Annotated in this window: 12 protein-coding genes; all 12 read left to right on the plus strand. The window is 31.4% G+C overall.

Features of this window, described 5'->3' with window-relative positions:
• Window positions 1-64 precede the first annotated feature (64 nt).
• A complete protein-coding gene (locus tag HMPREF9943_RS06150) occupies window positions 65-1,837 on the plus strand; it encodes an ABC transporter ATP-binding protein (RefSeq protein WP_004803133.1) in 1,773 nt (590 codons plus the stop codon).
• Entirely contained in the window at window positions 1,834-2,340 is a 507-nt protein-coding gene (locus HMPREF9943_RS06155) for a hypothetical protein (RefSeq protein ID WP_004803135.1), read from the plus strand. Before HMPREF9943_RS06150 ends, HMPREF9943_RS06155 begins: the two co-directional genes overlap by 4 nt.
• Before the next feature lie 70 nt (window positions 2,341-2,410).
• Window positions 2,411-2,587 carry a DUF1304 family protein gene (locus HMPREF9943_RS10370; RefSeq protein WP_004803137.1) on the plus strand — a complete coding sequence of 59 codons (177 nt, stop codon included), beginning with the start codon at window positions 2,411-2,413 and terminating at the stop codon, window positions 2,585-2,587.
• Window positions 2,556-2,771, plus strand: a complete 216-nt coding sequence (locus tag HMPREF9943_RS06160) for a DUF1304 domain-containing protein (RefSeq protein WP_004803139.1) — start codon at window positions 2,556-2,558, stop codon at window positions 2,769-2,771. The genes HMPREF9943_RS10370 and HMPREF9943_RS06160 overlap by 32 nt, the downstream gene beginning before the upstream one ends.
• A gap of 159 nt (window positions 2,772-2,930) precedes the next feature.
• Entirely contained in the window at window positions 2,931-3,767 is an 837-nt protein-coding gene (locus HMPREF9943_RS06165; RefSeq protein ID WP_004803141.1) for an HAD-IIB family hydrolase, read from the plus strand.
• 57 nt (window positions 3,768-3,824) lie between these two features.
• Complete coding sequence (locus HMPREF9943_RS06170) at window positions 3,825-4,502, plus strand: TIGR00266 family protein (RefSeq protein ID WP_004803143.1); 678 nt, start codon at window positions 3,825-3,827, stop codon at window positions 4,500-4,502.
• 74 nt (window positions 4,503-4,576) lie between these two features.
• The gene (pyrB, locus tag HMPREF9943_RS06175; protein ID WP_004803145.1) at window positions 4,577-5,512 is read left to right on the plus strand and encodes an aspartate carbamoyltransferase; all 936 of its coding nucleotides are present in this window, start codon (window positions 4,577-4,579) and stop codon (window positions 5,510-5,512) included.
• The gene (locus tag HMPREF9943_RS06180) at window positions 5,509-5,934 is read left to right on the plus strand and encodes an aspartate carbamoyltransferase regulatory subunit (RefSeq protein WP_004803147.1); all 426 of its coding nucleotides are present in this window, start codon (window positions 5,509-5,511) and stop codon (window positions 5,932-5,934) included. The genes pyrB and HMPREF9943_RS06180 overlap by 4 nt, the downstream gene beginning before the upstream one ends.
• Window positions 5,935-5,938: 4 nt before the next feature.
• Window positions 5,939-7,084, plus strand: a complete 1,146-nt coding sequence (locus tag HMPREF9943_RS06185) for an MFS transporter (protein ID WP_004803149.1) — start codon at window positions 5,939-5,941, stop codon at window positions 7,082-7,084.
• Window positions 7,081-7,893, plus strand: coding sequence for a Cof-type HAD-IIB family hydrolase (locus HMPREF9943_RS06190; RefSeq protein WP_004803151.1), 813 nt, complete (start codon window positions 7,081-7,083; stop codon window positions 7,891-7,893). Before HMPREF9943_RS06185 ends, HMPREF9943_RS06190 begins: the two co-directional genes overlap by 4 nt.
• Before the next feature lie 443 nt (window positions 7,894-8,336).
• The gene (locus tag HMPREF9943_RS09720) at window positions 8,337-9,794 is read left to right on the plus strand and encodes a Cna B-type domain-containing protein (RefSeq protein ID WP_051053886.1); all 1,458 of its coding nucleotides are present in this window, start codon (window positions 8,337-8,339) and stop codon (window positions 9,792-9,794) included.
• A gap of 268 nt (window positions 9,795-10,062) precedes the next feature.
• Window positions 10,063-12,317, plus strand: a 2,255-nt coding sequence (locus HMPREF9943_RS09725; protein ID WP_004803154.1) for a Cna B-type domain-containing protein, incomplete at its 3' end; no start/stop codon positions are given.

Genomic DNA, 12,317 nt, shown 5'->3' on the forward strand with positions numbered 1-12,317 from the left:
TAATAGATATTTTTTGACAAGTATATTTTTAAAGAGTATTTTTAGAAAAGAGAGGATTATGAATATGGATGATAAAAAAAATAAAGTAAAATTCTCATTAAAAGAACTTTTAAGACTGATTAGAAGAACACATCCTAAATATTTATTATTTATCATAGGTCTTATCTGCCTGATTATTTCATCAGCTATACAGGTTTATGTTCCAAAAATAGCATCTTCTTTAGTTAATCAGTTTCAAAAAGGAGTAGATAAAGAATTATTGATCCGGGTAGTAGGATTGTTTTTAGTATCAGCATTGTTTTCAGGAATAGGAGGTACAGTATTAGGAATCTTTGGTGAACGGATTATCAGAAATTTAAGAATAGAACTTTGGCATCAATTGATCTTATTAAGGATTCCTTACTTTGACAGTATTAAGTCAGGAGAATTGACAAGTAGAGTAACTAATGATACAAGTCAGATTAAACAGCTTGTTTCATCAACATTTCCTCATACAATTGCCAGTGTTATTACTGTAGTAGGGACTGTCTATATGATGTTTCTTATGGATTGGAAGATGAGTTTATTAATGGTTATTACTGTTCCCTCAGTACTCTTAATCTTTATTCCTATTATTAGATTTGGTATAAAAATCAGTCATGCCAGACAAGATGCGATGAGCCGTTTTAATGGCATCATTACAGAAACACTTAATGAAATCAGATTGGTTAAAACTTCTAATGCAGAAAAACAGGCACAGGAAAGTGCTGATAAGGAGACTGGAAATCTTTATCGACTAGGTAGAAAAGAGGCTATTTTTGATGCTGCTATGCAACCAATTATGACTCTGGCTATGATGTCTATGATGTTTGGATTATTAGCTTATGGGATGGCACGTATAGCCAAAGGAGAAATGTCGATTGGTATACTGATGAGTTTTCTTATGTATCTTTTTAATCTGATGGGAGCTATGCCAATGATAGGAACTCTTTTTTCAGAACTGGCAAAAGCTGCCGGTTCCACAAGCAGAGTTGTAGAACTGTTAAAAACAGAAAATGAGGATTATATATCAGGGAAAATAATTGATATTAAAGGACTTTCATTAAAAGCAGAATATATTCATTTTTATTACCAAGATGATCCTTCTCAGCTTATTTTAAAAGATATTTCATTTGAAGTTAAGCCTAATGAAGTGATTGCTTTTGCCGGTCCCAGCGGTGGCGGTAAATCAACGATATTCAGTCTTATTGAACGTTTTTATCAACCTGTTAATGGAGTTATTAAACTGGGAGATTATAATATAGAAGGTATTAATCTTTCTTATTATCGTTCTCAGATCGGCTTTGTTTCACAAGATTCAGCGATTATGGCTGGAACAGTTCGTGATAATCTTACTTATGGCTTAGAAGGATATTATAGTGACAAACAGCTTTGGGATGTTTTAGAAATGGCTTATGCAAAGACATTTGTAGAAGAAATGCCTAATCAGTTGGAAACTGAAGTCGGTGAACGAGGAAGCAAAATATCAGGAGGGCAAAAGCAAAGGTTAGCTATCGCAAGAGCATTCTTAAGGAATCCTAAAATTCTCATGCTTGATGAAGCAACAGCAAACCTTGATTCAGAATCAGAAGCAATGGTTCAAAAAGCCTTAGAAAAATTGATGAAAGGCCGAACGGTTTTAGTGATTGCTCATCGTTTATCTACTATTGTAGATAGTGATCGAATCTATTTTATAGAAAAAGGTATGATTACCGGCAGCGGAAATCATTTAGAATTGGTTAAGAGTCATAAGACTTATGCAAAGTATGTTGCTGAACAGTTTAAATCAGATACTTTTAAAGAAAGAGAGGCTATATGATAAAAATAGAAGATATCTTAAAGAAGATTGAGTCTTTAGAAGAAAATAGAGAAACAGCAGCTAAAAAAGGGAAACAATTAAGCTATTATCTTATAGGCATCTATGGAATCATAGTCATTCTATTAATTATGACAATAAAAAATCTGTTTGCATTAACTTTTTTACTGGTAGCCACATTAATTGGATTACTGTTGATATGTGGATGGATTATCTTTCTTATCGGCAGAAAACAGGATCAGCAGTTTATTGATGCTATGAATCAGGCTGTTTATGCTTATCATGATAATCATGATGCTTCTTTACTATTGAATCAATTAATGCAGATACAAACTCTTTCAGCTAATGAAAATGCGATTGATTTATGGAAGATTAATATTATGGAATCTTTATTAGCATTAGAAGCCTATGATGAGGTTTCTGTTATTATGGAACTTACTCATCCTGAGAATAAAAATCTCATTAAAGAAAAAGAAGGTATTCTAAAACAATTAAATAAGAAATAATCTCAGTTTAATTCATTTGACATTCATTCTTTTCATGTTAATAATAGTCAATTAAGAAAGAGGGATAAAAATGAGTATTATTACAAAAATATTAGCTATCTTAGTCGCTTGTGAGTTTTTATATATTATGTATTTAGAAACAATCGCAACATCTTCATTAAAGACATCACAGGTCTTTAATATGAGCCAAAAAGAACTTCAAAGAGATTCTGTGAATGTTCTTTTTAAAAAATCAGGGAATCTATAATGGATTAATCTCTGTGTTGATTATCTTATCTGTCTTTATCTTTGCTGATAAGATAATGATGATGTCATTAATGGGCTATATTATAGCTGTAGCTTTATATGGAAGTATTACAAGTCAGCCTAAAATTTTGTTTGTGCAAGGCGGTCTTGCTATACTGACTCTTATATCATGTTTATATTGTTAGTATTAGATAATATCCTGATACTTTGAATCTTTCATTTGTCTTCGTTTATTAAGAGATTATTTAAGTTGATATTCTTGTTTAAAAGCTTTTTTCAATTATTGCACTTTTAATGAAAGTCATAAGATGATTTTGATATAATCTAGCAAAGGAGTAAAGAAAATGAAATACTTATTTTTTGATATTGATGGAACTTTGATTGGAAAGTCACGTCAGATTACCAGAAAAACATTGGATAAGCTTTTTGAAATAAAGAATAAAGGGCATCATATCTTTATCTGTACAGGCAGAGCACCTACAAGCATTAATGGAGGATCTTTAGAAGATGTACCCTCTGATGGCTTTATTGCGAGTGCAGGAGGCTATATTAAGATAGGAGATACGATGATATTTAGAAATAGTATTGATCCTCATATCTTACAGGAAGTTTTAACCTTATTTGTGAATCATCATGTTCTTTATGCTTTAGAAACTGAAAAAGCTATTTACCAGAGTCCGGGAGTGAACGAATTCTTTGATATGAAACATCATAGAGAATTTGGTGAAAATGTAGAATTACAAAGATTTTTTGAATTAAAGAGAAGAGCAGAAAATAGATTGTCTATTAATGATTTTAATATTAATAAGACAACAGTTGCTAAGGTACAGTTTATTGCGGTTAATAAATTTGAATTCTTAGATATTGTAAAATATTTAAGTGCTTATTTTAATATTGTCACGTTTTCATCACCTGATGATGATTTTATTAATGGAGAACTGATATTAAGATCATGTACAAAGGCTCATGGCGTTAAAAGAATTCTTGATTATCTTCATGGAGATATAGAAGAGACAATTGGCTTTGGTGACAGTATGAATGATTATCAGATGCTTGAAATATGTCACACATCAGTTGTTTCAAAAAAAGCACCTAGCAAAGTAAAAGCACTAGGAACATACTTCTTTAATGATCCGGATCAGGATGGTATCGCTGAAATACTGGAACAATTAAATATATAAATAAAAATATAGTCGAACTATTTATTTTATGATAGAATATTCTTAGGAGGAATAATTATGAAATATGAGATTAAAGGAAGTCCGTTTCCTGCAGTATTACTTAATCTAAATCAGGGAGAGTCTATGCTTTCAGATAGCGGAGCAATGGCTTGGATGACGCCCGGGATTCAGATGGAAACGACATCTAATGGCGGTGTAGGAAAGGCTTTGGGTCGTGCTTTTTCCGGAGAAACATTATTTATTAATAAATATACTGCTATGGCTGATGGTCAGATTGCTTTTTCTTCAAGTTTTCCCGGAGAAATTAGAGCTGTTCAGTTGCAGCCGGGACAAGGAATTGTGTTACAGAAATCTGCATTTTTAGCTTCTACAACTGGTGTTTCAAGAGAAGTGTTCTTCTCAAGAAAATTCAGTACCGGATTATTTGGCGGTGAAGGATTTATTATGAGCAGATATATTGGTCCGGGATTATTATTCTTAGAGATTGATGGAACGGCTGTTGAATATGATTTGGCTGCCGGTCAGCAGATGATTATTGATAGCGGTTATTTAGCTGCTATGAGCGATACTTGTAAAATGGATATACAAAGAATAAAAGGTATGAAGAATATCTTCTTAGGTGGAGAAGGATTATTCAATACGGTAGTAACCGGACCGGGGCATATCATTATTCAGACGATGCCTATCAGCTCTCTTGCCGGTACAATTGGCAGATATATACCGGGCGGTAAATAAACTTTCCTAATATTAGGAAAGTTTTTTGCTTTTGGTTTTATTTATACTATAATAATCATGAAAGGAAGTATTCTATGAATAAATATATAATTGATCCAATTGATTTAACAGTTGATGAGATTGACGATTTAGTCTTACTTGCAAATGATATTAAGAAAGATAGAACTCGCTATCAGGATATCTGTAATCATAAGATTATGGCTACGCTTTTCTTTGAACCAAGTACACGTACAAGACTTTCTTTTGAAAGTGCGATGCTTTCATTGGGAGGGCAGGTTTTAGGTTTTAGTGAAGCCGCTTCTTCAAGCTCAACTAAAGGAGAAACAGTCAGAGATACAATACAGGTTGTTTCAGGATACTGTGATATTATTGCTATGAGACATCCTTTAGAAGGAGCACCAATGGTTGCGAGTGAGAAATGTGAAGTTCCTTTAATTAATGCCGGTGATGGAGGACATAATCATCCTACTCAGACACTTACTGATTTATTAACTATCCAAAATGAAAAAGGACGCTTAAATCATATGACAATAGGTTTCTGCGGAGATTTAAAATTTGGTAGAACAGTTCATTCGCTTTTAAAAGCTATGTCAAGATATGAAAACGTTAAGTTTATTTTTATTTCTCCCAAAGAATTAAGGATCCCGGAATATTTAAAAGAAGATCTTTTAGAGCCAATGAATATTCAATATAAAGAAGTAGAAACACTAGAAGAAGTAATCGGTGAATTAGATGTTCTCTATATGACAAGAGTACAGAAAGAAAGATTCTTTAATGAAGAAGACTATATTAGACTCAAAGATACTTATATTCTTGATTTAAAGAAACTGCAAGTTGCAAAGAAAGATTTGTCTATCCTTCATCCTTTACCGCGTGTTAATGAAATACAGACTGAAGTGGATGAAGATCCGAGAGCCTGTTATTTTAAACAGACAAAGAATGGACGTTTTATAAGAATGGCTTTAATATTAAGCTTATTAGGATTAGATCATGAGGTAGAAAGATTATGAAAATAGATAGTATTGTGAATGGTATTGTGATTGATCATATTCCGGCAGGCAAGGTTATGGAAGTCTATGATGCTTTAGAATTAGATAAGCTGAATTGTTCAATTGCGATCTTAAAGAATGTTAAGAGTCAGAAAATGGGATCAAAAGATATCTTAAAAATAGATCATGAAATAGATATTAATCTTGATGTATTAGGTTATATAGATCCAAGTATTACAGTTTCATTTATAAAAGATCAGAAAACACAAAAAAAGATGCATCTTAATCTTCCTCGAATGATTATTAATATAGAAAAATGTAAGAATCCTCGATGCATTACTTCTAAAGAACATCATTTGGATCAGAAATTCTATCTGGCAAATGCTTCTAAACGTATATATCGCTGTTACTATTGTGATAGCAGAATAGAGAAAACCAAGTAATTTTATGGAAAAATCATTAAATAAAAAATATATTCTTATTCAGGTACTATTTTATAGTACCTATTGTATGCTTTTAGGCTTTTCATCTAATTATTTTAAAGGAATTGGTATTGAAGCAGGGCTTATAGGTATGATTCTTTCATTAGGAAATTTAGCCTCTACTTTGATTCAGCCTCCTCTTGCTGCATTAGTAGATAAGAAACATATTTCTATTGGTTCATTATTAATAACTCTCATGGGAATATCATCCATAGCTGCATTAGCACTTTATTTATTTCATCAGATTTATATTTTGGCTGCTTTTCTATTTATTCTGATGATTGCTTTAGTTCATGGCTTTATTCCTCTTGCTAATTCATTAGCTTTTAGTTATCAGAAACAGAATATTCATCTATCATTTGGATTAGCCAGGGGAGCAGGAAGCTTTTCATATGCAATCACATCATTATTATTAGGCTATATCATCCAGCTAACAGATGTCAGATATCTTCCTTTATATTATATGATGATCTTCCTAACCATTATTCCGGTGATTAAATCATTTACTATTAAAATTGATAATCCGGAAAAAAAAGAACTCAAGAAAGTGAATTTTTTTAGTAAATATCATTACTTTATGATCTTTTTAATAGGATTTATTTTGGTTTTTATACCTCATATTATCATTAATAATTTTATGATTTATGAAATTGATTATTTACATGGAACATCAAGCCAGATGGGACAGGCAGTATTTATAGCAGCCTTTGTAGAATTACCGGCTATGAGTTTATTTGAAAGAATTTCTAAGACAATTAAAATAACTGCCTTATTAAAAATATCAGCAGTGATGTTTACAGTTAAGCATATACTTACATTTTTTGCTTCTTCTATTACAGTATTGTATCTGGCTCAGTTTTTACAAATTTTTGCATATGCACTATTTATTCCTGCTTCAGTCTATTATGTTAATGCATTATTTGATAAAGAAGATACGACACAGGGACAGTCACTTGTTCCTACAGCAACGACTGTTGCAGGAACAATCGCTTCCCTGTCAGGAGGCTTTATGATCCAGAAACTTAATATTCATACAACATTAATGATAGGGATGATATTAAGTATAATAGGAACAATTATTATGATTATGAATATAAGGGAGAGAGCATGAAAGAACCAAAGATAATAGTATTAGACATAGATGGAACACTTTATAATGATTATAAAGAAATAATGCCTCTTACTAAAGAGGCATTGATGAAAGCGCAAAAACAAGGATGTATCCTTGTTTTAGCTTCCGGTAGACCGGCTAGCGGTCTTTATTACATTGCTTCAGAATTAGAAATGGAAAAATATTATGGACTTCTTCTTTGCTTTAATGGAAGTCAGATCATTGATTTAACGAATCAGGAGATTTTATTTAATGCTCCAATGACTATAGAAAAAGCAAAGAAAGTCTTACATCATGTTAAAAAGTTTGATGTTAATCCAATGGTTTATAAAGAAAATAATCTTTATGTAGAAGACAGGAATGCTTATATGGCAGACCATGAAGCAAAACTGGCCGGATTAAATATGATTGAGGTAGATAATTTAGAAGCATATTTAGACTGGGAAACAAATAAAGTACTGACCAGCGGGCAGCCGGAATATCTCCGAAAAGTCTATTCTCAAATGAAAGAACCATTTGATGATTTAAACTGTATGTTTACTGCACCTTTCTATTATGAATATACTATGTTAGGGATAGATAAAGCAAAAGGTTTAGATATAGCTTTACAAAAAATCGGATATAATGCATCAGACTGTATTTCTTTTGGTGATGCACAAAATGATATAAGTGTTATTCGTTATGCTTCTATTGGAGTAGCTATGGGAAATGCATCAGATGATGTTAAAAAAGAAGCCGATGAGATTACCTTAGATAACAATCATGAAGGTATTTATCATATGTTAAAAAAATACATATCATTTATTTAATTATAAACAATAAAAATCATAGACTTACTATTATGCTTTTTAGACATAATAAATATATATAATATAATGACTGATTATTATAATTTTTTTATCATTGATAGAAAAGAGACACACTAAAAAAATAGAGGTACGAGATAAGAGTAGTGACAGGAGCATTTATTAATGCTTCTTAAAAAAATTCAATTAGTTTAGAGTATAGAAAAGCTTTAGGTTCTTCTATATTTTGTATGATGTAAAGCATATATTCTATTAGAACGATATATATATAAGTTTTGTGCTTTTTATATAAAAAATCCAAAAAAAGTGCTTTAATACTGGATTTTTTTAATTGATTATGATAAATATGATAATATCAATTTCTTTTTGAATTGTATGACTATATTTAAAGAAATTTTAATAAGGGATTATAGTGTTTTTATTATTAACGAGAGGGGAAAATGATAATGAAAAGGATAAGCCGGATTGTTTTTTTATTTGTTTTACTGACAGGCATGTGTCTGGGCATGAACAATGCCAGTGCTAAAGAAAAAGCATCAGCAAAAGAAGGTTATATTGATATTAAAGTCAATAAGAAGTGGGAAGGGAAAGAACAAGAGAAGTGTACAGTATATTTACTAAAAAACGGTAAAAAGACTTCCACAAAGGTAGAATTATCAAAGAATAATAATTGGTCTGATACATTTAAGGATTTGCCTCAGTATGATAATACTGGAAAAGAAATTGAGTATACTGTTGAGGAAGAACATTTAGATCATTATAAGGCAGCTTATAAGACAGTTAAGAAAGAGACTAAGAAATACTGGGTTATGATGAATGGTCCACAGGAAATTAAGCCTAATAAAGAGTATGTGATTATGGCACAGGATTGGGGACAGGCATTATATTTTAATAATCCAAATACCTATTATATGCTTAAATCTTCAAATGAAGGGCAAGAAGTAGGATTAAAAAGAATAGAGAAGACAAATCTTTTATTTAAAGGTCCTAAATCCAAGAATGGCGGAGAGGCTCTTATCTTTGGGGGAAAGAGCTATCCTGAATATTTAAATCCGGATAATGAATATACAAAAGCTATTAACAATAATCTGATTTGGATGACTAAAAAAGATGATAAAAAAGGAAAATGGACATTACAGAATAAGGACAATTCCTTATATATGACTCTTAGAGGAGATAATGCATGGTATAGGAATTATGCTTTTATAAGTTCAGATAAAGATGGTTGGAAGCCGGAGGAGAATAAGAATTATTCAAGAAATTTATCAATAACTGATGGTAATGATGGTATGGTAAGAATCTCAAGCCGGCAGCAATGGGGAGGATTTAACGGACTATATTGGGATGCATTACAGTATAGCTATTTAGATCTTACTGCCTATTATCAGAAGATGTCTGCTACAAATCGATTTGATGCAGCTGCTCATTATAAGTTTTTTACTCCAATCACAAAAACAACAAAAGAGATCACAATTACTAACTCTGAATGTATTGATATTAAGGGAACAAAGATATGGGATGATGAAAACGATAAGGACAAGAAGAGACCTGACAATATCACCGTTCATCTGTTTGCGAATGGAAATAAGATCAAGAGCATAAAAGTGTCTCAAAAGGATAACTGGAAGTATACATTCAATGACCTTGATAAATATAGGAATGGTAAGGAAATTAAGTATACCATTCAGGAAGAAAAAGTAGCGGATTATGAGACGAAGATTAGCGGTTATAATATCACGAATACTCATAAGCCAAGAAAGCCTAAGATACCGGAGCCTTCTAAGAAGGAGACACCAAAGAAGCCGGAGACGGGTGATGGCAACAGTCTGGCAGGATATATGGCAATAATGACAGGAACGCTGCTTGCATCACTGATACTTCTTAAGAAGAAAAAATTCAATTAGTTTAATGAGTATAGAAGAGCTTTGAGCTCTTCTATATTTGTTTATAAGATAAAGTATATTTTATTAGTATGATATATAAATTTTTAAATTTTTGTATAAAAAAATTTAAAAAAACACTTTATTACTAGATTTTTTTAATTAGTTATGGTAAATATATTAATATTAATAATTATTTGATGTTTATATTATGGATTAATAATAATCATATCTATGGAACTTTAATCTGTTTTTATTTGTCTGTAATTATTAATGGAAAAGGAGAATATTAATGAACATAAAAAGACGATTAAATTTATTTTTCTCGACTATACTTGCACTGAGTATGATTATGCAAGGCTTTTTAGTTTCTGTTTCTGCTGCTGATGTAAGTGAAAAAACAGATGTCAAAATCACAAATTTTGACATTCTGAAAAAGGGAACTCAGACACCGGCAGGATCAGTAGGGATTGCGGATGAATTTGATATTAAATTCAAATGGGATGCATCAATGTATAAAAATACTTTGAAAAAGGGAGATTATTTTACAATTACACTTCCTGATGAAATGAAATTCCCAACTAATCATTCTGCTACAAATTTCAATCTTAAGGATGATGAAGGAAATATTGTTGCGACTGCGGCTGTTTCACCAAAGGAAACAGGGGGCGGAACAATAAAAGTTACTTTTACTGATTATGTTAATAATCGCTATAATATTAAAGGAAATCTTTATCTTCGAGCTTCTTTTGTAAAAACAAAAGTTAAAGAAGATCAGGAGAATAGTTTTACTGTTTCTATTAATGGAAAAAAGGTAACTAAAAAGGTCAATGTAACCGGACCGGGGAATGTAGGTAATGAATCATTATCTAAATATGCTTATACACCGGATAATCAGATTGATAGAGTACGTTGGAGTGTACGTATTAATTTTAGAAAAATGAATCTCCAAAATGCGGTTATTAAAGATAAATTAAATCCATCAAGTCAGAAATACCATACTAATGATGGAACATTTGTTTTAAGAGAAGTTGAATATGATAAAAAAGGTAATGTACAGAAGGTAATTAAAACATATTCTACAGATGAACTAAAAAATTCCGGTATGCTTACTTTTAATGATGCTCAAAATGAGTTTACGCTTAAATTAGGAAATGCGGGAAAGAAAAGTTATAAGTTAAATTATGAGACAACATATGTTGAAGGAATGGTTTTAAAAAACTATATAGAGCTTACAAATTTAGATTTTCATGCAAAAGATGAATTTAGTTTTCAATCTGCTTCTTCAGGAGGACAGGGTCAAGGAGATCTTAACAGTAAAATAAAGATTATTAAGATTGATGCTGATAATAATCAGACTAAATTAAAAGGTGCTGTCTTTAAGATTACAAGTAAAGCAGATGGAAAAAGTTTTGAATTAACAACGGATGCTAATGGAGAAGCTATTTCTGAAAAACTTATTGCCGGTCAGTATACAATTGAAGAGGTAGCACCACCTAAAGGTTTTAATAAGAATGGTAATAAATATACTGTTACAGTTACTACCGGAGGAGCTGCTATTCAGACTGTTACAAATGAACGTATTAAGACAAATATAGAAGTTACTAAAACATGGGTAGGACCTAAAAAAGATTCAGTAACAGTTAAATTATTTGAAAATGATAAACCGACAAACAAGACTTTGGTTTTAAAAGCTTCTGAAAATTATAAAGGTAAGTTTGAAGGATTACCAAAATATGATTTAGAGGGTAATGAAATTAAGTATACTATTAAGGAAGACGTTCCTGAAGGTTATAGTGAGAATATTACCGGAAATGCTCAAACAGGATTTATAATCACTAATACAAATACAGAAAAGACAGAAGTCAAAGTGAATAAGAAATGGGTAGGACCAAAAAAGGATTTTGTGAAGGTTAAGCTTTTAGCTGATGGTCACGAAGTTCCGGGAAAAACATTGACATTGAATGAAGCCGGAAACTGGGAAGGAAAGTTCACTGAATTAAAAAAATACAATAATGATGGCTCTAAGATTAAGTATACAGTGAAGGAAGATGTTCCAGAAGGCTATACTGAAAATATTAAAGAAAACAGTGAAAACAATTTTACAATTACTAATACAAACATAGAGAAGATTTCCATTCCTGTTATCAAGAAATGGGTAGGACCGGAATTAAGCTCTGTAGTTATTAAATTAAAAGCTGATGGACAGGTCAAGGAAACACATACATTCAAGGCTGATGAAAACTGGAGTTATACATTCAAAAATTTAGATAAGTATAGAGCAGACGGTACTGAGATTGAATATACAATCGAAGAAGAACATGTGAATAACTATACTTCTAGTATAGAAAAGTCATCAAGCGGAGCAGGATATATTGTTACAAACACTAATGTTGAAAAAATTTCTATTTGTGGTAAAAAGACATGGGATGATGCTAATGATCAAGACGGTAAGAGACCGACTCAGATCACAGTCAACCTGCTTAAGAACGGAACGAAGTTCAAGAGCGTTACGGTAAAGGCAGATGCTAATGGAAATTGGAAGTA

The organism is Eggerthia catenaformis OT 569 = DSM 20559 (assembly GCF_000340375.1).
Classification (GTDB): Bacteria; Bacillota_I; Bacilli_A; order Erysipelotrichales; family Coprobacillaceae; genus Eggerthia; species Eggerthia catenaformis.